Annotated in this window: 14 protein-coding genes; 12 read left to right on the top strand and 2 right to left on the bottom strand. The window is 53.0% G+C overall.

Annotation, left to right across the window (positions count from 1 at the left end):
- Positions 1-6: 6 nt before the first annotated feature.
- From NFR55_RS08865 to NFR55_RS08835, 7 genes are all read left to right on the top strand, one after another.
- Positions 7-432: a YccF domain-containing protein gene (locus NFR55_RS08865; protein ID WP_251548392.1), complete on the top strand. Its 426-nt coding sequence runs from the start codon at positions 7-9 to the stop codon at positions 430-432.
- Positions 422-2,953, top strand: coding sequence for a heavy metal translocating P-type ATPase (locus NFR55_RS08860; protein WP_275556923.1), 2,532 nt, complete (start codon positions 422-424; stop codon positions 2,951-2,953). Before NFR55_RS08865 ends, NFR55_RS08860 begins: the two co-directional genes overlap by 11 nt.
- Positions 2,954-3,235: 282 nt before the next feature.
- Positions 3,236-3,391: a hypothetical protein gene (locus NFR55_RS08855; protein ID WP_251548391.1), complete on the top strand. Its 156-nt coding sequence runs from the start codon at positions 3,236-3,238 to the stop codon at positions 3,389-3,391.
- Between the two features lie 135 nt (positions 3,392-3,526).
- Positions 3,527-3,772 carry a hypothetical protein gene (locus NFR55_RS08850; RefSeq protein WP_251548390.1) on the top strand — a complete coding sequence of 82 codons (246 nt, stop codon included), beginning with the start codon at positions 3,527-3,529 and terminating at the stop codon, positions 3,770-3,772.
- A 39-nt stretch (positions 3,773-3,811) separates the two neighbouring features.
- Positions 3,812-5,779, top strand: coding sequence for an excinuclease ABC subunit UvrB (gene uvrB / locus NFR55_RS08845; protein ID WP_251548389.1), 1,968 nt, complete (start codon positions 3,812-3,814; stop codon positions 5,777-5,779).
- A 427-nt stretch (positions 5,780-6,206) separates the two neighbouring features.
- Entirely contained in the window at positions 6,207-9,029 is a 2,823-nt protein-coding gene (gene uvrA, locus NFR55_RS08840) for an excinuclease ABC subunit UvrA (protein WP_251548388.1), read from the top strand.
- 104 nt (positions 9,030-9,133) lie between these two features.
- Complete coding sequence (locus NFR55_RS08835; protein WP_251548387.1) at positions 9,134-10,423, top strand: glycosyltransferase; 1,290 nt, start codon at positions 9,134-9,136, stop codon at positions 10,421-10,423.
- Between the two features lie 121 nt (positions 10,424-10,544).
- Here NFR55_RS08835 and NFR55_RS08830 read toward each other — a convergent pair whose 3' ends face one another.
- Complete coding sequence (locus NFR55_RS08830; RefSeq protein WP_251548386.1) at positions 10,545-11,195, bottom strand: putative ABC transporter permease; 651 nt, start codon at positions 11,193-11,195, stop codon at positions 10,545-10,547.
- 57 nt (positions 11,196-11,252) lie between these two features.
- Here NFR55_RS08830 and NFR55_RS08825 point away from each other — a divergent pair, with 57 nt between their 5' ends.
- Positions 11,253-11,990: an SdpI family protein gene (locus NFR55_RS08825; RefSeq protein WP_251548385.1), complete on the top strand. Its 738-nt coding sequence runs from the start codon at positions 11,253-11,255 to the stop codon at positions 11,988-11,990.
- 59 nt (positions 11,991-12,049) lie between these two features.
- On the opposite strand, the gene NFR55_RS08820 is transcribed toward NFR55_RS08825, so the two are convergent.
- Positions 12,050-17,977, bottom strand: coding sequence for a hypothetical protein (locus NFR55_RS08820; protein ID WP_251548384.1), 5,928 nt, complete (start codon positions 17,975-17,977; stop codon positions 12,050-12,052).
- A gap of 411 nt (positions 17,978-18,388) precedes the next feature.
- On the opposite strand from NFR55_RS08820, the gene NFR55_RS08815 reads away from it, so the two are divergent.
- From NFR55_RS08815 to pflB, 4 genes are all read left to right on the top strand, one after another.
- Positions 18,389-21,157: an HAD-IC family P-type ATPase gene (locus NFR55_RS08815; protein WP_251548383.1), complete on the top strand. Its 2,769-nt coding sequence runs from the start codon at positions 18,389-18,391 to the stop codon at positions 21,155-21,157.
- Positions 21,158-21,178: 21 nt separating this feature from the next.
- The gene (locus tag NFR55_RS08810; RefSeq protein WP_251548382.1) at positions 21,179-21,658 is read left to right on the top strand and encodes a class III extradiol ring-cleavage dioxygenase family protein; all 480 of its coding nucleotides are present in this window, start codon (positions 21,179-21,181) and stop codon (positions 21,656-21,658) included.
- On the top strand, positions 21,655-24,009 hold the full coding sequence (locus NFR55_RS08805) for a glycoside hydrolase family 2 protein (protein ID WP_251548381.1): 2,355 nt from the start codon (positions 21,655-21,657) through the stop codon (positions 24,007-24,009). Before NFR55_RS08810 ends, NFR55_RS08805 begins: the two co-directional genes overlap by 4 nt.
- A 70-nt stretch (positions 24,010-24,079) precedes the next feature.
- A complete protein-coding gene (gene pflB / locus NFR55_RS08800; RefSeq protein ID WP_251548380.1) occupies positions 24,080-26,302 on the top strand; it encodes a formate C-acetyltransferase in 2,223 nt (740 codons plus the stop codon).
- Positions 26,303-26,990 lie beyond the last annotated feature (688 nt).

Here is a 26,990-nt window from a genome sequence, read left to right as displayed (position 1 = left end):
AAATGCGTGAGAGTTGTTAAAAACATAGCGTTCGGAGTGGGCGGGGGTTGGGTGATATGCCTGTACTTTACCGCAACCGCCATAGTGTATGCGCTCAGTATTGTGGGAATTAAAAAGGCGTATGTGCTCCTTAAGTGCGCGGCGTTTTGCCTTGCGCCGTACGGCAAAAACGCGTATATAGATTTTATGTCGCACAAATTCGGCAACGCGTTTTGGGCTATAACCACGGGCTGGGAAGCGTCTTTAATATGTATTTTGTGCGCTGGGGTGTGGTACGCAACCGTTTTCGGCGCATATATCGGCTCGAGGTTCTTTCATTTGGCACAGTACGCGATTGCTCCGTTCGGGGCAAAGTGCTATCCTACCGCGTTGCTTACGGGCGGCGAGAGCACGGTGGTAAAATTACGGGAGGAACACAATTTTGAGTTATAACAAAATCGAATTCGACGTTAGCGGAATGTCTTGCGCGGCATGCGCGGCGCACATAGAGCGAGCGGTGAGCAAACTCGAGGGAGTAAAGAGCGTATCCGTAAACCTCTTGCGAAACTATATGCAAGCGGAGTGCGAGGAGGGCGTAACCGCCGAAAGCATAATAGCGGCGGTGGAACGCGCGGGCTACGGCGCGGCGCAAAAGTCGCACGGCAAACAGTCCGAGGCGGCAAAGTCGGCGAGCGCGGGCGCGGGCGAAAAAAAGCAACGCGCGGGGCGGCTTGTGCGGCTGTGGGCGAGCGTTGCGTTCTTGGTTCTTTTGATGTACTTATCCATGGGGCACATGATGGGGCTTCCGCTTCCCTCTGTTTTTCTCGGGACGGAAAACCTGCTCATATTCGCGTTTTCGCAGTTTTTGCTGTGCTTGCCCATAGTTTTACTTAACGGCAAATTTTTTATAAACGGAATTAAGGCGGTGTTTCGCGGCGCGCCCAACATGGACACGCTCATTGCGCTCGGCGCGGGCGCGGCTCTTTTGTACGGAATTATAGCCGTGTTCGCAATAGGGTACGGACTGGGGCACGGCGATACCGCGCTTGCCGCACGCTTCGGGCACGACCTTTATTTCGAGTCGGCGGGCACTATACTCACGCTCATATCGGTGGGCAAATATCTCGAAGAACTGAGCAAGGGCAAGGCGAGCGACGCGGTGGAAAAACTGCTCGACTTAAGCCCCAAAACCGCCGTGGTGCTCGACGGCGACTCCGAGCGCGAAATACCCGTATCCGAGCTTAGGGCGGGCGATATCGTGCTCGTGCGCCCCGGCATGAGCGTGCCTGCCGACGGCGTGATAATATTCGGACACGCGAGCATAGACGAGTCGGCGATAACGGGCGAAAGCGTTCCCGCGGAACGCGGCGAGGGCGAGCGCGTAACGGGCGGGACGGTCAACCGTCAGGGCGTGTTTCACGCGCGAATAACCGCAGTAGGGGCAGACACCGCGCTGAGTAAGATAGCGCGGCTTGTGGAAGAAGCGGGCGGAAGCAAAGCGCCCATTGCGCGGCTTGCCGACAAAGTGAGCGCGTATTTCGTGCCCGCGGTGCTCGGAATAGCCGTGGTTGCGGCGGCAGTTTGGCTCATACTCGGGAGCGGCGTTGCCTACGCTTTGAGCATAGCTATTTCGGTGCTCGTCATATCCTGTCCGTGCGCTCTCGGGCTTGCCACGCCCACCGCCATTATGGTAGGAACGGGCAAAGGCGCGAGTTTGGGCGTGCTTTACAAAAACGCTACCGCGCTTGAAAACGCGCACAAAGTTACGGCGGTTGTGCTCGATAAAACGGGCACCGTCACGGCGGGCAAACCTACGGTAACCGACTTTATAGCCGCCGACGAAAAGACCGCTCTCGAATACGTTTACGCGCTCGAGCACAACAGCGAGCATCCGTTCGCGACCGCCCTGTGCGCCTACGCGGCGGCTAAAGGGACAAGGCTTATAAACAGCTCCGACTTTGCGGCAACCGAGGGAGGCGGAGTGCGGGCTGTTGCAAACGGCAAAGAAATCGTTGCGGGCAACGCAAAACTGTGCGGAAAATTTAACGGTTTCGCCGAGTTCGCCGAGCGCGGCGAAGCGTTTGCGGCGGAGGGCAAAACTCCCCTCTATCTTGCCGAAAACGGCAGAGTTACGGCGTTGTTCGCGCTTGCCGACGAGGTGAAAGCCGACAGTCGCGAAGCCGTGGAAAAACTCAAAAAGTCGGGCATGAAAGTGTACATGCTCACGGGCGACAACGAGTCGGTTGCCAAAGCCATAGCGCAAAAGGCGGGCATAGACGACTACCGCGCCGAGGTTCTGCCTCAAGACAAAGAAAAGTTTGTGCGCGAGTTGCGCGAAAAAGGGGAATACGTGGCAATGGTGGGCGACGGCATAAACGACGCGCCCGCGCTCGCCGCCGCCGACCTCGGGATAGCCATAGGCGCGGGCACGGATATAGCGATAGAAACCGCCGACGTTGTGCTCATGCAGTCGAGTTTGTCCGACGCCGAAACCGCTTTAAGGCTCAGCCGCAAAACGGTGAAAAACATTAAAGAAAATTTGTTTTGGGCGTTTTTCTATAACCTGCTGTGTATTCCGCTCGCCGCGGGCGCGTTCGTGTGGGCGGGAGTGAAACTCAATCCCATGTTTGCCGCGGCGGCTATGAGCGTAAGCTCGGTGTGCGTGGTGCTAAACGCTTTGAGATTGCGGCTTTTCAAGCCCTCCGCCCGCGCGGTGCAAGACTGCGGCGGCGCATGTAATTTGCAAATAAACCTAAAGGAGAATATAAACATGGAAAAGAAGATTTTTATAACCGGCATGAGTTGCGGTCACTGCTCGGGCAGAGTGCAAAAGGCATTACTCGCTCTTTCGGGAACGGAGAAAGCCGAGGTAAGTCACGAAACCGGCACTGCGATTTTTATCGGCTCGGCAACTAACGAAGAAATCACCGCCGCTATTGAAAACGCCGGCTACGATGTAACGGAAATAAAGTAGCTGCGAATTACCCTGTCATTGCGAGCGAGCACTGATTACTTTGTCATTGCGAGCGAGCAACGCGAGCGCGGCAATCTCCTGCATGGAGCAGGTACAGCGGCTATTGCTTTCTCATGCATGAGATTGCTTCGGAACTAAAGTTCCTCGCAATGACATGTTAATAGCCCGTTGCGTTATTCGCAACAGGCTATTTTCTTTTTACACTAAATATTTACATAATTTTACTGGTTACAAATATGTAGAAACCAAGCAAAGTTTATAAATATATTGTAAAATAGTTTTATGTTAGCTAACAATACAAAGTTTAAGGAGAGTAAGCTATGGACAATTCGGGAAATCATTGTTATAGATGCAGAAAATTTAATGTTTTTTATACCAAAGGCGATAAGCGATATAATAAATCCAAAGTGGGGTGGTGTTGTGAAAAGCGCGGAATAGTAACCTTGCATGAAAATTGCGAAAGTTATAAAGCCAAACCGCTACGCAAACATATAAGAATGTCGGTACAATATTGTTTGAACGATTTATTAAATCAAATTTCGGCGATACGCGAGGTTATAGAGGAGGACAGCCGTGAAAACGAGCAAGGTGAAAAAGTGCGGCAATTGCAATGCGTGCAAAACGATGGTTGAAGGTCCGTTCTATTGGTTTCTGCGGCGAGGAGTATACTATTGTGACGTTTACGAAAAAATAATCGATTATAACGGTTGTTGCGAAAATTGGAGCAGTAAGAAAAAGGGATATGATTTATCTTCACAAAGGTTTGATAAGGTAATGGGCGATTTGGAATTGCTTAAAGTGTTGTTAAAAGATTTGTAATTACTTGCGAAAAAGGCGGTAAAGTGGTATACTAATCGCATGGAATATAAGTTGTGCGCTCCGTATGCCCCCATGGGCGACCAACCGGAAGCTATAGATAAACTGTGCGAAGGATTGAGCGACGGATTGCGCAGTCAGGTGTTGCTCGGAGTTACGGGCAGCGGCAAAACTTTTACGATGGCGAACGTGATTGCGCGTATGGGGCGGCCCGCTCTTGTGCTCGCGCATAACAAAATACTCGCGGCGCAACTCTGCAACGAGTTCCGCGAGTTTTTTCCGCATAACCGCGTTGAATTTTTCGTGAGTTATTACGATTACTATCAGCCGGAAGCGTATATCGCTTCGAGCGATACTTATATAGAAAAGGACATGCAGATAAACGACGAGATAGACAAGTTGCGGCACAGCGCGACTTGCTCGCTTTACGAGCGGCGCGACACCGTGGTTGTGGCGTCGGTATCCTGCATTTACGGACTGGGCGCACCCGAGCAGTATTATAAACTCGCGGTATCGCTCCGCCCCGGCGACCAACTGAGCCGCGACGACCTCATACGCCGCTTGATAGAAATAAATTACAAGCGCAACGACACAGCCGCCGAGCGTACCGACTTTAGGGTGAAGGGCGATACGGTGGATATATTCGTGGCTTCCTCGAGCGACCTCGGGGTGCGAGTGGAATTTTTCGGCGACGAAATCGAGAGCTTGAGCGAGTTCGAAATAGTATCGGGCAGAGTGGTTAACAGGCTTAAACACGCCGCGATATTTCCCGCGAGTCACTACGCGGTGGAAAAGGAAACAATGGACCGCGCGTTATTCGAAATAGAGCGCGATATGGAAGAGCAGATAAAATATTTCACCGACGCGGGCAAGCTCATTGAAGCTCAGCGCATAGGTCAGCGCGTTAAATACGATATGGAAATGATGCGCGAAATGGGGTATTGCACGGGCATAGAAAACTACTCGCGCTATTTCGACGGCAGAGCGCCCGGGCAGCCGCCGTTCACCCTTTTGGACTATTTCCCGCGCGACTTTCTTTTGTTTGTGGACGAAAGCCACATGACTTTGCCGCAGGTGCGGGCAATGAACGCGGGCGACCGCAGCCGCAAGCAAAGCCTTGTGGATTACGGCTTCAGGCTTCCCGCGGCGTACGATAACCGACCGCTCACCTTCGACGAATTCAATTCGCGGATAGGGCAAACAATATACGTATCGGCGACTCCCGCGCCTTACGAGCGCGACCGGGCGGGCGGATTTACGGCGGAGCAGATAATACGCCCCACGGGACTGCTCGACCCCGAAATAACGGTGCGCCCCACCGAAGGTCAGATAGACGACCTTTTGACCGAGATTAAGAGCACGGTAGGGCGCGGCGGCAGGATACTCGTAACCACGCTTACAAAGCGCATGGCGGAAAGCCTTACCGACTATCTCGCCGACCACGGCGTGCGCGTAAACTATCTGCACTCCGATATAGGCACAATGGAGCGCATACAAATAGTAAACGCACTGAGAGCGGGCGAGTTCGACGTGATTGTGGGCATAAACCTGTTGCGCGAGGGGTTGGATATTCCCGAGGTTCAGCTCGTGGCGATACTCGACGCCGACAAAGAGGGCTTTTTGCGCAGCGAGTCCGCGCTCATACAAACGGTGGGACGTGCGGCGCGAAACGACTGCGGCAGGGTAATAATGTACGCCGACACGCTCACCGGCTCTATGGAGCGGGCGATAGGCGAAACCAACCGCAGGAGGCAAAAGCAGAAGGCGTTTAACGACGCGCACGGCATAGTGCCCAAAACCATAGTTAAGCCCATAACCAACACGCTCGAAATCACCAAGAAAGAAGAAGAGAAGATAGACGAAGAGGATATACCGCGCCAGATAGACCGTTTGCGCAGTATGATGAGCGTGGCGAGTAGTTCGCTCGATTTCGAAACCGCAATACGACTGCGCGACCGCATAACGGAACTACGCAGGGTACAGGACGGCATGAAACGCGCGAAAAGATAAGCAACACCGTCATTGCGAGGAGGGCGAAGCCCGACGCGGCAATCTCAGCCGAAAGAAAGGGAAAGCGGCTGTACGTGCTCCATGCAGGGGATTGCCACGCTCGCGGTGCTCGCTCGCAATGACAAGTAAAAGAAACACCCCCCCCGTCATTGCGAGCGAAGCGAAGCAATCCAAGGCATGAGAAAGGAAAAGCAACTGTACGTGCTCCATGGTTGGGATTGCCACGGGCACAAGTGCCCTCGCAATGACAAGAAAACAAGTAACATTACCATAAAAAGATAAAGATGAGGCGGCGGAGAGTGTGGCGAAGAGCGGCAACAGTTGCCGCGCACGCGAGGGCGCGTATACTCTAATACGTAACCGAGCGGGCGTGGCAAACGTAGCCGCTATGCGGTGCACTATACGCCGCCGTAGAGGATAAAAGATAATGGAAAATATAGTAATTAAAGGCGCAAAAGAAAATAACCTCAAAAACGTGGACATCACGCTTCCGAGAAATAAACTCATTGTGTTTACGGGACTGTCCGGCAGCGGAAAAACAAGCCTTGCCTTCGATACCATATTCGCCGAAGGGCAAAGGCGATACGTGGAGTCGCTCTCGAGTTACGCCCGCCAGTTCCTCGGGCAAATGGATAAGCCCGACGTTGAGAGCATAGACGGCTTGAGTCCCGCAATATCCATAGACCAAAAAACCACTGCCCGCAACCCGCGCTCCACCGTGGGGACGGTGACCGAAATATACGACTATCTCCGACTGCTCTATGCCCGCATAGGCGAGGCGCACTGCCCCAAGTGCGGCAAAAAGATAGAACAGCAGTCTATAGACCAAATCGCCGACGCAATCATGGCGTATCCCGAGGGCAGTAAAATACTGCTTCTCGCGCCCGCCGTGCGAGGAAGAAAGGGCGAGTTCGGCAAACTGTTCGAGGGCTACCGCAAGCAGGGCTTTTCCCGCGTTTGGGTAGACGGCGAAACTTACACGCTCGACGAAGAAATCAAGCTCGATAAGCAGATTAAGCACAACATAAGCGTTGTTGTGGATAGGCTCGTTGTAAAGGCGGGAATAGAAAAGCGGCTTACCGACAGTTTGGAGACCGCGCTCAAGCTGAGCGAGGGCATAGCGGTAGTGGAGTGCGCGGGCGAGCAAAGACTGTTCAACACAAAATACGCCTGCACCGACTGCGGCATTTCGCTCGCCGAAATAGAGCCGCGGCTGTTCTCGTTCAACAGTCCGTTCGGCGCGTGTCCCGAGTGTTTGGGACTGGGCTATAAGCAAGCGATAGACCCCGAACTCATCTACGGCGACGGCAGCAAATCTTTGCGCGAGGGTGCGCTCACCATAAGCGGCTGGAATTTCGACAGCGGGGCGCAAACTCAACTTTATTTCGAAGGGCTTTCCAAAAGATACGGCTTTTCGCTCGACGTGCCCTTTCGCGACCTGCCCGAAAACATAAAAAACATTTTGTTGTACGGCAACGGCGGCGAAAAGATAGAAATGCAGTATAACTCATATAACTTCAAGGGGAGTTTCAACACCTCGTTCGAGGGTATCGTGACAAATCTCGAACGGCGCTATCGCGAAACCGCCTCCGACTACGTAAAGAACGATATAGAGCGGTTTATGCGCACCCGGCCCTGCGAGGCGTGCGGCGGAAAAAGACTCAAGCGCGAAGCCCTTGCGGTAACCTTGTTCGGCAGGAATATAGAAGAGATTACTCGGCTCAGCATAGTGGAACTGCTCGACTTTATCAATACGTTCACGTTCTCGCCCGCAAAGGAAATAATAGCAAAACCGCTTCTCAAAGAAATACGCGCCCGCTTGGGCTTTCTCAAAGACGTGGGACTCGGGTATCTCACGCTTTCGCGCGGGGCGGCTACGCTTTCGGGCGGCGAAGCTCAGCGCATAAGACTCGCCACGCAAATAGGCTCGGGGCTTCAGGGAGTGCTGTACATTCTCGACGAGCCGAGCATAGGACTGCATCAGCGCGACAACGAAAAACTGCTCGCAACGCTCACGCACCTGCGCGACCTCGGCAACACGCTCATAGTGGTAGAGCACGACGAAGAAACGATACGCGCCGCCGATTTCGTGGTGGACGTAGGACCGGGCGCGGGCGTGCACGGCGGCGAGATAGTGGCGGCGGGCACAATACCCGAAATTATAGCCGAGCCGCGCTCCGTTACGGGTAAATTTTTGAGCGGCGAGCGGCGCATACCCGTGCCCGATACGCGCAGAAAGCCCGAAAACGGTTTTATAACTCTGAGGGGCTGCGAGCAAAACAACCTCAAAAACGTGACGGCGAGTTTTCCCATAGGGCTTATAACCGCAGTTACGGGAGTTTCGGGCAGCGGCAAATCCAGTCTTGTAAACCAAATACTATATCCCGCGGCGGCAAATTCGGTGATGGGCGGCAGACTCGCCGTGGGCAAGCACGCCTCTGTCGAGGGACTCGAGCGCATAGACAAAGTTATATGTATAGACCAAAGCCCCATAGGGCGCACGCCGCGCAGTAACCCCGCAACGTATACGGGCGTGTTCGGCGCGATACGCGAGCTGTTCGCAAAAACGCCCGACGCGCAGGAGCGCGGCTACAAAGCGGGCAGGTTCTCTTTCAACGTAAAGGGCGGCAGGTGCGAAAGTTGCGGCGGCGACGGCATAATACGGGTGGAAATGAACTTTTTGCCCGACGTGTACGTGCCCTGCGAGGTGTGCGACGGCAAGAGGTACAACCGCGAAACGCTCACCGTAAAATATAAGGGAAAGAGTATAGCCGACGTGCTGGAAATGACCATAGAGGAAGCGTACGGATTTTTCGAAAACATTCCGCAGATAGCCAACAAGATACGCACGCTCTACGAGGTGGGACTCGGATATATAAAGATGGGGCAGCCCGCAACAACGCTTTCGGGCGGCGAGGCGCAGCGAGTAAAACTCGCAACCGAACTGAGCCGTCGCTCCACCTCCAAAACGCTGTATATACTCGACGAGCCTACCACCGGCTTGCATATAGCCGACGTGGAAAAGCTCATATCCATTTTGCAAAGACTTGCGGCGGGCGGCAACACCGTTGCGGTGATAGAGCACAATCTCGACGTGATAAAGACCGCCGATTATATAATTGATTTGGGACCCGAGGGCGGCGACAAGGGCGGCACGGTGATAGCCGCGGGCACGCCCGAAGAGGTTGCCAAAATCGCGGGAAGCGAAACGGGACGGTTCTTATTGCCCATAATCGAGCGCGGTTATTGATATTTAATCCGTTTTTAACCTGTATTTAACGCTAATCGTTGACAAGTTCGGGGATTAAGTGGCATAATATTAGTAGACGTAAAGGGAGATAAACTCGAAAATCAATGATAATCACGTTCGTTATGGACCAATTCGGCGAAACGAGCAACGGCACGGCGTGCACCGCGCTTCGTTTCGCTCAAATATTAAAAGAAAAAGGACACGAGGTGCGTGTGCTTACCGCCTCTAAGGTGGACGGCGACGGCATATTTACTTTGCCCGAGTGGAAACTGCCCGTGTTTCAGTACATAATAGACAGAAACGGCATAAAGTTTGCCGAACCCGACGAAAAGATAATAACCGAGGCTATAGCGGGAAGCGATATAGTGCACATGCTTATGCCTTTTAAGCTACAGCGAGTTACCAAAGAAATCGCGGACAAGTTGGGAGTTGCGAATATGGCGGCTTTCCACGTTCAGCCCGAAAACATCACGTATAACATAAAGCTCAACAAGCTCAAGCCGCTCAACGTGTTTTTGTATAAAAAGTTCAAAAAGTTTTTCGACGGGTTTTCGCACATACATTGCCCGAGCGAAATGCTCCGCGAAATTTTGAATAAATACAAATACCGCTCTGCCAAGCACGTTATATCAAACGGCGTGATATCCGACTTTCACGGCAATCCCCAAGCGGTGCGCCCGACCGAGTGGGAAGGCAAATACGTAATAGTTATGTCGGGCAGACTTGCGCGCGAAAAGCGGCAGGACGTGCTCATTAAGGCGGTTGCAAAGTCTAAATACGCCGATAAAATACAGCTCGTGCTGTGCGGGCAAGGGCACATTCGGCGCAAGCTCGAAAAGCTGGGCGAAAAGTTGCTCGCCAATCCGTTGCAAATAAAATTTTGCTCCAAAGAAGAACTTATAAATATATTCAGCTCGGCGGATTTGTACGTGCACGCCTCCGAGGTGGAACTCGAAGCCATTTCCTGCATGGAAGCGTTTTTCTGCGGACTCGTGCCCGTTATAGCCGACGCTAAGATGAGCGCAACCAAACAGTTCGCCCTTTCCGACCGAAATATTTTCCGAGCCGGCGACAGCAGCGACCTTGCCGCCAAAATAGATTGGTTTATAGAGCACCCCGAAGAAAAAGAGAAGATGAGCGCGGAATATCTCGAGTATTCGAAGCAGTTCAGAATAGAGGCGTGCGTAGATAAAATGCTCGAGGTTTTCCAAACGGTGATAGACGAGAACGAGCGTAAAAAGCAAAATATAAAGCGCGAGGAAGAATACGTCGCTTCGCTCTCGGGTAAAGAGAAAAAGAAGTATTTTTCCGAAAAGAAAAAATATCTTGCCGCGCTCGATAGGCAAGGCAAGACCGACTACATGGAAACCTTTATAGAAACGGTAGAAAAATAGTACGTGTTCCATGAAGGGGATTGCCGCGCTCACTTTGTTCGCTCGCAATGACATGCTTCCCCGGTGTCATTGCGAGGAGCGTAGCGACGCGGCAATCTCATACTGCAAAAAATATCGGGCGTTACCCGAAAGGCAGGTATCTTGCGCCGCGGAAATGTAAGTATAAAATATTGAACCCGAAATCGGCGGCGGTGAGCGCAACGAGCACGAACGCAATAGGCGCGAGTATCGCCGTGTCCGCATGAGAAAGCAGTTGCATTAAGGGATACCACACAAGCCCCATATACGCGGCGGCGAGCGCACCCCACATTACCGAATAGCTGAGGCAAACGTAGCCGCCGAAATTGTTGTTATGCGCGTGGTAACTCCAAAGCCGTATGCCGAAACCTTTATAAAACACAACGCCCGTGGTATATTCAGTTGCCGTTGCGAGCAGCGCGGCGACTAAGGCGTAAAGCAAAACGCTTAAAACCGTTACGGTAACCCGTGCGGTTTTTGTTTTGTATTTATTGCGCCAAAGCCTCCAAAATCCCGACTGCGGCGTGCGCATAACCGCGTAAAGCGCGAGCATGCTCAGTCCGTAAACGGGGCAGAGCGGCAGGGTGAGCAGACCCCTGTCTACAAAGTCGCCGCGCTTATATAAAAACAACAGCGTTTCGGCTACCCAGCCCACAAACGCGCCCGAAACGGTGAGTATCATTAAAATGCACGCTCTTTTGGCGTGCGACTGCTCGGCGTAGCGGTTTATTCGGACTGACGAACGGTTGCGCATAACAATATTATGCGTTCTACAGCGCCGTATTATGTATGTGTTGACAATAGCGTTTATATGGTTTATAATAACAAAGGGTACAGAATAATGACGAATAAAGAAAGATGGCTTTCCGCCGCGGCTCTCATGATATCCATACTACCGTTTATTTTGGTTGCGAGTTCTTTGCAACTTTTTCCCGACCGAATAATTTTCAATATTCTCGGGGCGGAAAAGCCGCTTACGCTCGGCAAATATCAGTACCTGTATCTCGGGCTTATGGGATTTGTGCCCGCGCTTTTGGTTATATTCGCGCGAGTGTTCCGCGCTCGCCGTTTGGTGGACAGGAACTTTAAGTACATGATACTTTCCGCGCTTGTGCTCGGAGTGGTGTTTTTGTTCGCGATAGCCTACGGCATGATATACAATATATATAAGTACAGCATAGACTTACTCATGACATTCGAGTTTTTCGGCGCGGCGGCGTTGCTCGCCTCGCTCACCGTGGGTATGCTCGCAAACTTTTTGCCCGTACTCAGGCGCAACGACGCGATAGGACTTAAGAACAAATACACCCTTGCCGACAATCGCGTTTGGATAAAAGTGCACCACGTTGCCGCCGACGTTTACATGGCGGCGATGTTCGCGTTCGCGCTTTTTTCGAGCGCGCTGAGCATTTGGCTGGATTTCCGCTACGGCTGGGTGCACATCGTGCTTTGGGTTACCGTTGTGTCCGCGCTCATAATATGGGGCAGGTTATACTCCAAGGCGGTATATAACCGTCTGCTTCGGGGGCGCATTCTCGTAAATAGATAAAGCCGAAAATACGTGTTTGTAGCATGAGATTGCCGCGGGCTACGCCCTCGCAATGACAATTAAGCGTATATGGATTTATACAAAGAACGTAAAGAGTCTAATGCCGTCGCGGCAGTGTCTGCGGCGGCGTTTATATTGTTTATTTTGTCGCGGGCGGCGGTTGCCGCTTCCTTTGCGGGCTTAACCGTGAATAATCCCGCCGCGTCGTACCAAGGGGCTTTGAGCTTTTCGGAATATTCGCAAACGCGGTTCGCGGTTGCCTGCGCGGAGGAAATCGCCGAGTCGAGCAAGTTGAACGCGCCCGTTACGGTGTTGCCGTCGTTGAGAGTTTCAAACAGTAACGCCCGCGCCGTTTCCTTGGCTGTTTCGTCGAGAATGGGAAGAGCGGCGGAGTAGATTGCGTTCGCGGTAGAAAGCGTGCTTTCGGTAAGGGTAAATATAGCCGAGTCGAAACGGTCTGCCGCGCTCGAGAGTTTGGCGGCGTGCTCTTTTATTTTGTCGAAATCGCTCGTGCCGTAGTTTGGCGAGCCTATTTGCGCAACCGTTTGCGTAAGGGCGGCCGCCGCGCTTTGAGCAAGCTCGTGCAAAACTTTGTTCGCCCGCGTAAGAGTCGCGTTCGCACAGTCTGCCGCGGTGCGGTAAATTTCTTTCAGTCTGCTTGCTCCGTTTTCGCCCGCGTAGGGTTTGGCTTGCGCCGCGAGATTTGCAAATTCGCTTACCGTTTTAAGTTCGGATTGCGAGCTTTCGAGCGAAGCGCGGGAGTCGTCTTTGCCCGATATGGAACCGTAAAGCGCGGTTACCGAGTGCGAGCAGGTGTCGAGCAGTTTGTCGCCTATTATGAGCGCGGCTTTAGCTGCGTTGTCGGCGGCGGCTTGAGCCTCGTTCGAGGTTTGCTCGAGCTCGGCGAGCAGTGCCGCGGATTTCGCGCTGTTTGCCGCCTGCAATGCGGCGCGAGCGTAGTCGAGAGCTTCGGTTATGCTCGCGCTCGCAGACTCGTAGTTAGAGTTTTGAGCGTTCTCACACGCATTTTGCGCTATGGCTTTGCCGCGCTCGGATATTGCGTCAGCCGAATTTATCGCCACGTTTGCGGCTTTGCCCGCGTAGTCGGCGGATATCTCGCTCGCCGCCGCGGCGTTTTGCTCGGCTTGAGCTATAAGGCTTTGGTCGCCGCTGATTGCCGCGGCAAGGCTTGCCGCTCGGCTCGCCGTGTTCACCGTTTCTATGGCGGAAAGCGTTTCGCCCGCAAGGGCGGCGGCTTCGAACCAATCGGCGTAATTGTTCGCGCTTTGCGCCGAGTCCGCTTTTTGAACTGCAGCGCGAACGGTTTCGCCCGCAACCTTTATGCTTTCGGCGCAAGCGGCGTTTGCCGCCGTTGCCGCTTTTGCGGCTACGGAAGATATGCTTGCGAGAATTTCGGAGCGCAATGCGTTTGCGTTCTCCAGCGTTTGCGCCCCTTCGTCGCCCGCGTTTTGCGCCGCGATTATTGCCGCGTTTACTGCGTTTACCGTTGCCGATACCGCTTTTATAGAGCCGAGAGCCGCATAGCCCGCCGCCGCGTATCCGCGTTCGGTGCGCAGAGCCGCCGCCTTTTCGGCGTATTCGGCGGCTTTGTTCGCGTAGTCGTATGCGCTACGCGCCGTATCTACGGCTTGTTGAGCCGCCGTTACGGACTCGCCCGCCTTTTGCGCCGCGGCGTTTGCAAGGTCTGCTTTGTGCTCGGCTTTTTTGCCCAAAGTTTGGGCGGCTTCAACGGGGAAGAGTACGGCAAGATAATCTTCGAGGTTGTCTATACTGCCGCCGAGCTGTGCCGCGCTTTTGCCGAAACTTACGTTTGCGAGCTTGTTTGCGCCGAGCACTTTGCCGTCTTGTACGTTTAGGTTGGAAAGCACGGTGTTTTCGAGCGAAAGAGTTATGTTCATATCGGTAAACTTGGTGTCGAGCGCAAATCCCGATACGTAGCCGTCGGTGGTGTAAAGATTTATGTTAACGTCGTTAAGGTCTTTACTGCCTGTAAGTTCCTTTAAGCCTAATTTTAAGTTGAACGCGCCGCTTTGCTCGCTATACGAGTACGCTTTGAGTATTTGGTTAAGGTCGGCGGAGGGAGTGCCGCCGCTCGAGCCGGTCATTGCGTTTTTGATGGGCGACTGTATGGAGTCGCTCATGCGGAGCAGGAAGAACAGGTAATCTATGGGATTAGCCAAAAATTCCTCGGGCGTTGCCGATTTGAACTCGGTGTTCTTGTAATTGCCCGCGCCGAACGCGCCGTTGTCCCATACGTCCACCACGAAATACAACATGTCGTTGGCAAAGTAAATGTAGCTGTCGGTGCGCTTGAGCGAGCCGAACATTACGTAAGGCACTTCGAGCTTAACCGCCGCAACGGTCGAGCCGTCGGAAAGAATTTTGACTTTTACGTTAAACGGGATTTCGGGCTTAATCAGTCCGAGCAAATTGAGCTTGATTTTGCCCGTTATTTCGAATTCGCGCAGACTCGCGGTTTTTATAACCGCTATCAAAAGCTCGTCTATGCTCGAAAAGTCTTTCACGTTTTCGGTAGGCTCTGCGGGGAACTCGAACGCTTGGCAATCGAGTCGCGCGTTGAAATCCACGGTATTGCCTTTCACGCTCAAATTGCTTATGCCCGCGTGGGTTAAAAGTTTGCCGTCGTGCCCGAGCGTGATAACCGCTTTGCCCGTGTCGAACGGATTGAACACCGAATTGTTTACGCCTATTTCGAGGAAACCGTTTTCGTTAAATCCGAGCGATATGCCCGCGAGAACGGAGTCGAGCATTTTGTCGGCGGCAGTTCCGAGAATAGACGACAGTCCGCCGTCAGCCGCGCCGAGCACGGAGTTGAGCGCGTCGCGGATTGAATCGAGCCCCGCTATGTTCAGAGTTTCGAATACCGACGGGTCGAGCGACTCGTTGTAAACGTCTTTTACGAGGTTGTCTATCAAATCCGACTTTATGTTCAAGATATCGGAGAGCGCGCCCACAATGCGGAGCACCGACTCGTAGTCTATGGTTGCCGTAAATCCGTTGTAGTCGAGATAGGCGCGTAACTTGTAGGCGTCGAACTTTGCGTTTTCGGCGGAGTAGTCCGTGCCGTCTATAAGATAAACTTTTAGGTTTTGTTCGCCCGTTTTGCCGCCGAGCGAAACTTGCGCGTATATATCCGCAAAGCCCTCGGTTACGCGCACTTTGAGTTCGCCGTTTACGGTAATCGCGGAGTTGCGGCTGTCGAGCACGCTGCCGTCAAACGCCACGTTGAAATATTTTTCGTCGAGCGTGTTGAACACGGGCGCAATGTAGTCGCTCACCGTTGCGAGGTCGCAGAACGTAGCGGTATCGAACGCGAAAGAGTCCACCGACAGGGCGGGGGAAAGCGCTGATTTTATGCGGCTGTTTTTCAGCACGTCGCCGTAGCTTATGTTGTAGGCGTCGAGAACGAGCGCGTTTGCGTTTGCCGAAATTGCGATATCCGCGGCAAAGTCGCCGAATGCCAAAGATACCGTAACGCCGCAGTTACCGTTTTGAGTAAAGCCCGTTACATACGAGAGGATATCCGCAAGCGTTTTTCCGCCGAGCGCGTTTTGTATAATTCCCGCGGCTTTAATCGCGGAGTATGCCGCGTCGCCCACCGCCGCGCCGTCTTGAGTTTTGGGCGGAATGAGCGCGGCTATCTTGTCGGCTATGGAGTTTATGTCCGAAAGCGCGAGTTTAACCCGCAAGTCGTTTATAGCAGCGTATATCGTTTCGTTTTCGAACTTAAAGGCAATATCGTGCTTGCCGCGGAACTCGAGCTTGCCCGTTACCGAAAGAGGGGAGAGCGAAAGCTGTATCTTTCCGTTAAGCTCGCCCGATATCACCGACGTTCCGAGATAGCCGTCGGTTATTTCGAGGTTGAATTTGTCCGACTTTAACAGCGCGGGCAACGCGTCGAGCACCGGTTTGAGCGCAAGAATATTTACGTAATCGTCGGGCTTTACGTTGGCGTTGCCGTTGTCGCCGAAGGTAAGCGCGGCGTTTAAGTCGGCTTTTACGCCGAACAGCTCGAGCCCGCTCAGCGAAAGCTCGGATATGTAATTTCCGTCCGTTTTAAGCGAAATATCGAAGGCGTTTCCGTTTGCGGCGGTAATCGGCAGTTTTACGGAATTTTGGGTTATTTCCGCGCCGCACAAAAGTTTGAGTATGCTGTTTACGCCGAGTTCGGGCAAAATAAAGTTCAGCTTGTCGAGCAGAGCGGAGGTATCCCCGTTTTTAAGCGAGGAAATCGCATCGTCTACAGTGTCGAGCGCGGCAACGATTTTGTCCGCCGTTTCTTTGCCCAAAAGCGGCGCGACGTTTTGCGCGAACTCGTCCATGCTGCCGAAGATTTCGTTTACCGAGTCTGACAGACTGTGCGCGTCGGATAGCGGAAGCATGAGCTTTATATTGCCCGCGCCGAGATAAACGGCGTTGTCTGCGTACGCGAATTCGGCGGCTATGCCCGATAAACCGAGTTCGCCCCAAATCTGCGTGCCGTTATTTAAGTTTACGTTTATTTTGCCGCTTATGCTCTCGGCGGCATTGTCGGTTTGCAAGAGTACCGCTATATCCGCGCAGAACGCCTTTTGCGAGAGAGTATCGGCTATCGAGCCGAGCAGCGGCGAAATCGAAACGTATTCGCTTTTATCGAGCTCGGGAAGGGAAACGGAGTCGGTGATTTGTATGGCCGCGTCTATATTTACCGAACCCGCCGTAATCTCGGCGGTTATGGTGTCGGCGGCGGTCTTGCCGTTTTCGAGCTTTATAAGCCCCATATCCACGTTAAGTTTAATGCCCATTAGTTCGAAAGGCATCAAAATGTGCACGTGAGAGTCCGTTTCCTCTATGGTGTGGTTGGCAAACAGCTTGTCGAGTATGCTCGCGTCAAAACCGAAGCCGCCCAAATCTATGCCGAGCGAAGAAAGCAGGGGGCTTAGGTCGGAAACCGCGGCGCGAACTTTGCTCTCGCCGAGCGAAAGGAATATTTCGTTGCCCGAATACGCCGCGAAGATATCTTCGCCTATCTTAAAGCGGAAATCGTTGTTTTTTATATCTATAGCCGCGGCGATATCCAAAGTTTCGCCGAGCAATTCGGCTTTTGCGGTGAGTTTGAGCGGCTTTACGCCCGATATGTAATCGCCGAACGCCTCGCTCAAATATTCCGAAGGTCCTTTTTGAACGTCCACGTTGCCGGTGTTGCCGGTGGGAACGTAGTCCGCGAATATCTTTGCGCGTTCGGGCATGTACCCTTCTTCGTAACTGAAAATTTCGGTGAGCGAGCTTTCGCACCTGATGCCGTTCATTACCGCTATATCGTAGGTATCGAAATTCTTAACTTCGAGTATGCGCCACGCCGAGTCAATCGTGTAAACCATGCGGCAGGAGTAAAAAGTGGGGTACTCGGTCACGCCCGCAAAGGTCATCATTTCGTAGCGCGAGTATTTTTGCGCGAGTTCGCCGTTTAATATGAGTTCGTAAGTGAACGTGCCGTCGGCGTTTTCGGATACGAGACTGCCCGAAATTATCGAGCCTTCTTTTTCTCCGTTGCCGCTCGTAACGCTGTATTTGGATATTTCTTGCGGCACTATGCCGTAACGCTGGCGGTATACCGCGGGCGCAAGCTCGGTTACGCCGCTTGCCCAGCCGGTAACGGTACTGCCCGAGGTTTCGCCCTTTCTGTACAAAAGCGCGCCGTCTTTGAAATAGCGTTGCTCGGCTACCGAGGCTATAGCCGAAAGGGAAACGGACTCGGTGAAAATATGGCCCGCGGTTTTGGCGTGGTAGTTTTGCACTTTCTGCGTGTAAAAGCCGCCGAGGGCGTTAACCGTGCCCGTAATGGTGCCCTGCACCGAGTCGGTATTGTTGTAAACGTCGGCGGCAATGGCGAAATTTTGCGCCGCGTCGTAATCGCGGGGCGAATTTTTGCCCTCTTCGGGTTGCGCCGCGTCGCATATTTGCATATAAATATCAAAGGCGGCAAAGCTCTGGTCGGCGAATATATTGTTATTGGAGGTCAAAATGAAAAACACTATGGATATAGCGGGTATCAGTGCAAATAGCATTTTGGCTCTTTTTAAGTTCCAACGCATGCGGTGGTTTTCTCCGTAAAATAGAAAATCGAAAAAAGTCGATTTTTGTTGTCAAAAGTATTATCTTTATATAATTATACAGTATCCGCGTTAAAAAGTAAAGTTTTTTTGAAATTTTTCGCGTTTGATATTGTTTTTACGGTGAAAAAATTGGACAAAGTTGCTTTTTCCGATGTATCGGATTAAAAGCAAAAGGGAATTCGCCTTATCGTAACAATCGGCGATAATTTTTTACTCGCAATCGGGCTTGACACATTCGGCGCATTGCTGTATAATTGTAACATGAAGAAAACCGCGGGCAACAAGACCGTTTCGGCAGGCGAAAAGAACCGTTCGCCGCTCGATAAATCGGCAGAAGAAGAAATAATAATAGCCAAGCGCATGATGGACGGCGAAGACAAGCCGACCAAGAGTGCCGCCGCCAAAAAATCGGCGGCGAGGGCGGAGCGCGAGCAGGAAACGCGCGAGCGGCTCAAGGGGCTTCCCAAAGTAGTCACCAAAGACACCAACACCATAGACTTGCGCATAGACAGGCGGGTGTTCGAGGCGGGCGGCAACGACGACGACGGGAGCGCGAGCACCGTTTCGCGAAGCAGAACAATAGACGGCTCTATGCTCAGTCAAGACAGGCTCACCGCGCAGAGAAGAAAAAAGCGCAAGCGTTTCGTGAGCACCGATTATTCCATGGCGGAGCGTTACGAGCCCGAGTATTCCAAAGGGCTCACCGCTTTTCAGGTGGAAAAGAGGGAAGCCGACGGCTACGTGAACGTGAGCAAGACCAAAACGGGCAAGTCTTACGCTCACATCTTCATATCCAACCTGTTCACGTTCTTCAACCTCATAATTTTCATCGTTGCCGCCGCGCTCATTACCGTGGGCGCGAAGTTCAACCAAATGCTGTTTTTGGTTATAGCGGTTGCAAACACAACGATAGGCATAGTGCAGGAAATAAAGAGTAAACGCACCGTAGCCAAACTCAACCTGATTACCGCGCCGAGCGCGATTGTGGTGCGCGACGGCGAAAAGAAAGCCGTGCCCATATCGGACATAGTGCTCGACGATATTATTTATCTCGAAATGGGCAAGCAGATACCCTCCGACGCGGTTGTGATAAAAGGCGATATAGAGGTTAACGAAAGCATGCTCACGGGCGAAAGCGTTCCCATGCGCAAGAAAGAGGGCGGAGAGCTTTTCTCGGGCAGTTTCGTTACGAGCGGCACGGCATACGCCCGCGTAACGCAGGTGGGCGCGAACAACTACGTGGAAACGCTCACGTCTTACGCCAAAAAGTACCGCAAGCCCAAATCCGAGCTTCACAACTCGGTGCGCCTTATAATTCGCGTGGTGGGCGTGATTTTGATACCCCTTACCGCTCTTTTGCTGTGGAGCGCGTACAAAAGTCCCGACGTTGCCGCGCTTTTGGGCATGGAAAAGTGGCGGGCGATTATAAGCAGTACCTCGGGCGCGGTTATAGGCATGATACCTTCGGGTATGTTCCTTCTTACCTCGAGCGCACTCGCGGTGTCGGTAATTCGGCTCGCCAAAAAGAAAACGCTCGTGCAGGATTTGTACTGCATAGAAATGCTCGCTCGCGTAGACGTGCTGTGCCTCGATAAAACGGGCACTATCACCGACGGCAGCATGCAGGTAAACAACGTAATAGAAATAAAGGGCGGAGCGCAGGAAAATTCGCTTTCGGAAATTATAGGAAGCGTTCTCACCGCCACCGAAGACAACAACCAAACGGCAATGGCTCTCGCCAACAAGTTCGGCTACAGCTCGGTGCTCAAGCCCAAAACGGTTATGCCCTTTTCCAGTCAGCGCAAACTGAGCGCGGTTACTTTCGAGGGCGCGGGCACTTACATGCTCGGCGCACCCGAGTTTGTGCTCAAAGATATGGGCGTGCGCATAGAAAAGATTGTGAGCGAGAACGCCGCCAACGGCTACCGCGTGCTCGTGCTTGCTCATTCTCCCGCCGAGATATCGGGCGAAAAGTTGCCCGCGGTGCGCCGTCCCGTTTGCCTTATAGTTATAGAAGACCATATTCGCGACGACGCGGTGCAAACCATAAAGTGGTTTAAGGAAAACAACGTTTCGGTAAAAGTAATATCGGGCGACAATCCCATCACCGTTTCGGAGGTTGCCCGCCGCGTGGGCGTGGAAAACGCCGAACTTTATATTTCGCTCGAGGGGCTCAGCAATCAGGAAGTGATAGAGGCGGCGAACAAGTACACCGTGTTCGGCAGAGTCACGCCCGAACAAAAGTGCTTGCTCGTGAAAGCTCTCAAAGCCAAAGGTCATACCGTTGCCATGACGGGCGACGGCGTGAACGATATTCTCGCCATGCGCGAAGCCGATTGCAGCGTGGCAATAGCCTCGGGTAGCGACGCGGCGAGAAACGTGAGCCACCTCGTGCTTTTGGACTCCAACTTTACGAGCATGCCGGACGTGGTGAAAGAGGGCAGGCGGGTTATAAACAACATTCAAAAATCAAGCTCGCTGTTCCTTATGAAAACGTTCATGAGCATGGCTCTCTCCGTAATTTTCCTGATTTTGAGAAAGCCGTATCCTTTCGATACCTCCAACCTTCTCATGCTCGAAATGCTGGTTATAGGACTGCCGAGTTTCGCGCTCGCTTTCCAAAGAAACACCGATATCATACGCGGCAGGTTCCTGTCGAACGTAATAGGGCGATGTTTGCCGGGCGGAGTTACGCTCACCTGCGCGGTTATGGCAACGTATCTGTATCAAAAATTCGGCAATCCAGCAATGCCCAACGATATTTACCAAAGCATGCTCGTTATAGCAATGACCTATACCGGCATGATGGTGCTCTATAAGACTTGCGAGCCGTTCGACGGTTTCCGCACCGTGCTCATGATTACCGTGCTTACGGTGAGCATAGTGGGCGTGATATTCCTGCCCGACCTGTTCGGAGTGACCGGCTTGGATTTGGCGGAACTGTTCTTTGCCACAACGGTTATACTCGGTTCGTATTTCCTTGTTTCCATACTCATGCGCATTATGCGAAGCGCGAAACTGTTGCAATAACTCAAAAGAGAGGTAATGCGAATGATACTCGATATACTGTTTTATTTCTTTGTTACGGCAGTGCCTTTATCGTTGCTTGCGTTGGCGGCAATGCAAATAGTCAAATTCGTTTATTCCAACAAAAAGCGCGCGCGTATAGAGGGCAAGATGATACCCGACAGCAAGAGGCTCATTTGGCGAATTGTAAACACAGGCGTTCGCAATCTTTCGGTGGTGGAAATAGGCTTGCACTGCGCCGACAAATACGTTTCTTACCGTCCGCTTTACGCCGCAACCGACGATATAAACAATATCCCGCACCTGCTCGTGCGCGGCGAGGTTGCCTCTTACCGCAAGGAAATGGAGCGGTTCATGTTCAAGCAGAGCGAGGCGGACGCGCTCAAAATAAGCAATCCATACGTATATTTTTACTGCAAAGACGCCGAAGGCAAGATATACTCGCAACGTAGCGAATATAAGTTTGTGCAGTATTTTACAATGCTGAACGGAGGCGGACATTGATTAAGGAAATACCTATTAACGACGGTTGGCTGTACAGAAGAGGATTTTTGGCAGATTGCCTCGAACCCGATTTCGACTGGTCGGACAGTTTCATAGTACAGCTCCCGCACAACGTAAAGTGCGGCAGCGAAAATTATTTCGACGAACGCGCAATGCGTGCGGTGGGAACGTATTCCCGCATACTCACCGTGCCCGAAACCTACAACGGCAAGCGTTTGCTTCTGCGAATGGAAGGGGTGCTTTCGTATGCCGAGGTGTACGTAAACGGCATATTCGTTACGAGTCACAAGGGCGAAGCTCCCTTTGTTGCCGATATCACCGCGCCCGTAAAATACAACTACGAAAACCGCATAGTGATTAAAGCCGACGCGGCGCTTCGACCCGAGTACGGGAGCGGCACGCGCGGTCCGCTCACGCTTTTCGGCGGAGTGCACCGCGACGCGGTGTTTATGATATGCGACGGCAGAGATATACGCGACGTTTGCGTGCGCACGGTGCGCGAGGGCAATAAGAGCTTAATCACCGCCGACGCGGAACTTTACGATTACTATCCCGACACCGAGCTTAGCGGCGAAATTCTCGACCCCTCGGGAAACTCCGTGGGCGAGCTTGCGCCGCGCACGGTGGTTGGCTCGGCTATGCGCTTGCACGGCGAAGTGTCGTCGCCCGAGTATTGGCAGCCCGACAATCCCGTAATGTATACGGCGTCGGTAAAACTCAAGAGCGGCAAAAAGATTATAGACTGCAAAACGGTGCGGTTCGGTTTCGCGTCCGCCGTGTTCAGGCGCGACGGATTTTATTTGAACGGCAAGCAGATAAAACTTATAGGGCTTAACCGCGCCGACTGCTATCCCGCCATAGGCAGAGCCGCCACGGCGGAAACCGAAAGGCGCGACGCCCGCATAATAAAGGAAATGGGCTGTAACGCCGTTCGCACTATGGGACAGGCAAGCCGCGACTTTATAGACGAGTGCAACCGCATAGGGCTAATGGTAATAGAGGACGTGTACGGCGACGGCTACATAGGCAATGCCGACTGGCGCGAAGCGTTTACCGAAAGCATAACCGACATGATACTGCGCGACCGCAACGCGCCCTGCATAATAGGCTGGGGCATACGGGTAAACAATTCCGCCGACTGCGACGAGCTGTATTTTAAGGCGAACAAAGCGGCGAAAGCCGCCGACCCCACCCGCGCCACGATAGGCGCGCGCAATTTCGTTGCGAGCAAAATGTTCGAAGACGTGTTTGCGTACAACGAGTGCGAACGGGTTTCGAGGGCAAGGCGGATTAAGCGCAAATGGTTTGCGCCCTATATAATAAGCGAACACACGGGGAGCGTGTGCCCGTCGAGCGCGTACAGCGGCGAAAGCGTGCGGCTCGAGCAGGCGTTGCGCCACCTCGAAGCTATAGACGATACTCTCGGCGGCGCGGCTCTCGGCGCGTTCGGCATGAGCTTTTGCGACTTTGCCGCGGGGCGCATGCACGGCGACGGCGACAACGTGAACCACTACGGCGTGTTCGACGCGCACCGCAATCCCAAGCTCGCGGCGTTCGCCTACATGAGCCAAACCGACGGCGAACCGGTGCTCGAACTGAGCAGTAATTTGAGCGAGTGCGATTTTACCGGCAAACTTTATGTGTTTACCAACGCGGACAAAATTGTTATGTATCGCGACGGCGAAAAGACGGGCGAATTTTTGCCCGACCGCAAGCGTTTCCCGCACTTAAAGCATCCGCCCGTGGTGATAGACGATTTTTGCGGCGACCTGCCCGCTCGCGAGGTGGGAGAGGGACTCAGGCTCAAGCTGTTTAAGAGCGTGATACGTTCTTGCGAAAAGTTCGGACCTACGCGGCTGGGCGCGGTTGCGTCCAAAAAGGCATATTTTCTCGGCAAGCTGTGCAAGCTCGACAACGCCGAGATTACCGCGCTTGCCGAAAAATATCTGCGCATACCGCCGCAGGGCGTGACGTACAAGTTCGAAGCCGTATACGGCGGCGAGGTGAAAAAGACGCGCGTTATAATGCCCGCCATAAGAAAGACTCTTTCGGTGGAAAGCTCGTGCGAGGGCACTCTCAAGTGCACCAAATCTTTCGAGCGCATAGCGTTTTCGCTCACCGCCGAAGACGGGCGCGGCAACGTGCTCGATTACTGCTTTATGCCCGTTACGGTGTGCGCGTCGGGAAGCCTTTCGGTGGAAGGGAGCGGGCACTTGTCGTTACAGGGCGGCAAAGGCGGATTTTTCGTTCGGAGCATATCTGCGGGACCGGGCAGAGTGGCGGTCACGAGCGACCTCGGCACGAAAACGATGGATTTCGAATGCGTATACGAAAGCGCGGAAAAGGTATAATTTTGTCGAAAATTGCGAAAATTAAACAAAGTAAGTAAGGATTATAACCTTAAAAAGGAAAATAACGAATATGGAAGCATGGAAAGATTTCAAAAAAGGCAACTGGAGCGAGAGCATAGACGTTCGCGACTTTATACAAAAAAACTACACGCCGTATCTCGGAAACGGCGATTTCTTGGCTAAGCCCACGGCTAAAACCCAAAAACTGCTCGCCGACTACGAAGACCTATTAAAGCGCGAGCGAGAGGCGGGCGGCGTGCTCGGCGTAGACACCGAAAAAGTTTCTTCGCTGTTAAGCTACAAGCCCGGCTACGTGGATAAAGAAAACGAAATAATTTTCGGGCTTCAAACCGAACGGCCGCTCGTGCGCGGAGTCAATCCGTTCGGCGGCATACGCATGGCTCGCGGCGCGTGCGAGGCGTACGGCTACAAGTTGAGCCAAAAGATAGAGGACAATTTCGAATACAAGACCACGCACAACGACGGCGTGTTCAGAGTGTACACCGACGAAATGCGCAAACTGAGAAAATACGGCATACTCACAGGGCTTCCCGACGCCTACGGCAGGGGGCGCATAATAGGCGACTACCGCAGAGTGGCTTTGTACGGAACGGACAGGCTCATAGCCGATAAAAAGAAGGATTTCGAAACGCTCGCGCATAAGTACATGGACGAGGAGAACATTAGGCTCAGAGAAGAGCTTTTCCGTCAGGTGGACTTTTTGGGCAAGCTGGCGCAAATGGCGAAAGAATACGGCGACGATATAACCCGTCCCGCGGAGAACGCGCGAGAGGCAATCCAGTGGACTTATTACGCCTACCTCGGCGCGATAAAGGAGCAAAACGGCGCGGCGGAGAGCATAGGGCGCACTTCTACTTTCTTCGATATTTATATAGAGCGCGACATTAAAAACGGCGTGCTCACCGAAACTCAAGCGCAAGAACTTATAGACCAACTCGTGCTCAAACTGCGTCTTAACCGTCAGCTTCGCACCCCCGAATACAACGAGCTTTTCGCGGGCGACCCCACCTGGGTAACCGAGAGCATAGGCGGCATGGGCGAAGACGGGCGCACGCTCGTAACCAAGTCGAGCTATCGCATACTGCACACGCTCTACAATCTCAAAGCCTCGCCCGAGCCCAACCTTACGGTGCTTTGGAGCGAAAAACTCCCCGCCGAGTTCAAAAATTTCTGCGCCCGCGTGAGCATAGACACCTCGTCCATTCAGTACGAGTCCGACGACCTCATGCGCCCCATATACGGCGACGACTACGGCATAGCCTGCTGCGTTTCGGCAATGAAGATAGGCAAGCAAATGCAGTTTTTCGGAGCGCGTTGCAACCTTGCCAAAGTGCTCTTGATGAGCATCAACGGCGGGCGCGACGAAATGACGGGCGAACGCGTGGCGTTCGAAATGCCGCCGCTTAAAGGCAAACTCGATTACGACGAAGTGCTCGAGCGTTATCACAAATATATAGACTGGCTCGCAGAAACTTACGTGAACACAATGAATATAATTCACTACATGCACGATAAGTACGCCTACGAAAAATTGCAGATGGCGTTGCACGACACGAGCGTGGAGCGACTTATGGCGTTCGGCGCGGCGGGCATAAGCGTTGCCGCCGACAGTTTGTCGGCTATAAAATACGCCCGCGTAACGCCCGTTGCCGACGAGAGCGGGCTCGTAACCGATTATATCACCGAGGGCGAGTTCCCCAAATACGGCAACGACGACGACAGGGTAGACGATATAGCGCGTCATCTCACCGACTATTTCTATAAGGCTCTTTGCCGCACCCCGTGCTACCGCTCGGCAAAACACACTTTGAGTTTGCTCACCATTACGAGCAACGTGGTTTACGGCAAAAAGACGGGCGCAACGCCCTGCGGAAGAAAGAAATGCGAGCCGTTCGCGCCCGGAGCAAATCCGCTCCACAACCGCGAACACAACGGTGCGCTCGCCTCGCTCAACTCGGTTAGCAAGTTGAGCTACAACGACTGCCGCGACGGCATTTCCAACACCTTCGGCATAGTTCCGTCCACTTTGGGCAAGGACAAGCCCACCCGCGAAAAAAATCTCGCGGCTATTTTGGACGGCTACTTTACGCGCGGAGGTCATCACCTCAATATAAACGTGTACGACCGCGCCGTACTTTTGGACGCGCACGAACACCCCGAGAAATATCCCAACCTCACAATCCGCGTTTCCGGTTACGCCGTTCGTTTCTGCGTTCTCAGCAAGGGGCACAGGGAAGAGGTGCTTAAGAGAACTTTCTTCGAAAAAATGTAGGCGGCGGGCGTATAAGGGCGCGTCTTGCAACTACGTGAGCACCGCCCGCACAGGGCAGTATTAAATATACAGCCCGTGCGCGTGCGTTGCTCCTGTTGTTGCAATCCGCAACCCTTCTCCGCCCGCCTTTGGGGTTACGGCTACCATGTCATTGCGAGGAGGGCAAAGCCCGACGAAGCAATCCCATGCATGGAACAAGTACAGTAACTACTATTTTCTCTCGGCTGAGATTGCCACGGGCATAAATGCCCTCGCAATGACAGGCAACAGGCGGTTTACTTGTCATTTCGAGCGTAGCGAAGCAATCCCCTGCATGGAACAAGTACAGTAACTACTATTTTCTCTCGGCTGAGATTGCCACGGGCATAAATGCCCTCGCAATGACAGGCAACAGGCGGTTTACTTGTCATTGCGAGCATAGCGAAGCAATCCCCTACATGGAACAAGTACAGTAACTACTATTTTCTCTCGGCTGAGATTGCCGCGGGCACTGTGTGCCCTCGCAATGACGTTCGTTCTATCGCTTAAGATTGGGCTGCTCGGTTCACTCGCTTGCAATGACAGTATTTGAAATGTAATATTCAACCACAAATACTAAATCCTCTACGCGAAAGCGTGTGGGTTAAGGGCAACGCCCTTATCGTTGCGGGGGTGCAGGGGACACAGCCGAAAGTGTCCCCGCCGCCCT

Source organism: Pumilibacter intestinalis (genome assembly GCF_943193005.1).
In the GTDB taxonomy this organism is placed as follows: Bacteria; Bacillota; Clostridia; order Christensenellales; family Pumilibacteraceae; genus Pumilibacter; species Pumilibacter intestinalis.
Note: the sequence above shows the minus strand (reverse complement) of the source record. Positions and strands in the feature narration are given on the sequence as shown.

Coding starts and splice junctions, on each gene's coding strand:
- NFR55_RS08810 (WP_251548382.1), top strand. CDS start 21,179: ATGATACTCGATATACTGTTTTATTTCTTTGTTACGGCAGTGCCTTTA.
- NFR55_RS08820 (WP_251548384.1), bottom strand. CDS start 17,977: ATGCAAATATGCGACGCGGCGCAACCCGAAGAGGGCAAAAATTCGCCC.
- uvrA (WP_251548388.1), top strand. CDS start 6,207: ATGGAAAATATAGTAATTAAAGGCGCAAAAGAAAATAACCTCAAAAAC.
- NFR55_RS08815 (WP_251548383.1), top strand. CDS start 18,389: ATGAAGAAAACCGCGGGCAACAAGACCGTTTCGGCAGGCGAAAAGAAC.
- NFR55_RS08835 (WP_251548387.1), top strand. CDS start 9,134: ATGATAATCACGTTCGTTATGGACCAATTCGGCGAAACGAGCAACGGC.
- uvrB (WP_251548389.1), top strand. CDS start 3,812: ATGGAATATAAGTTGTGCGCTCCGTATGCCCCCATGGGCGACCAACCG.
- NFR55_RS08830 (WP_251548386.1), bottom strand. CDS start 11,195: ATGCGCAACCGTTCGTCAGTCCGAATAAACCGCTACGCCGAGCAGTCG.
- NFR55_RS08855 (WP_251548391.1), top strand. CDS start 3,236: ATGTTAGCTAACAATACAAAGTTTAAGGAGAGTAAGCTATGGACAATT.
- NFR55_RS08825 (WP_251548385.1), top strand. CDS start 11,253: ATGGTTTATAATAACAAAGGGTACAGAATAATGACGAATAAAGAAAGA.
- pflB (WP_251548380.1), top strand. CDS start 24,080: ATGGAAGCATGGAAAGATTTCAAAAAAGGCAACTGGAGCGAGAGCATA.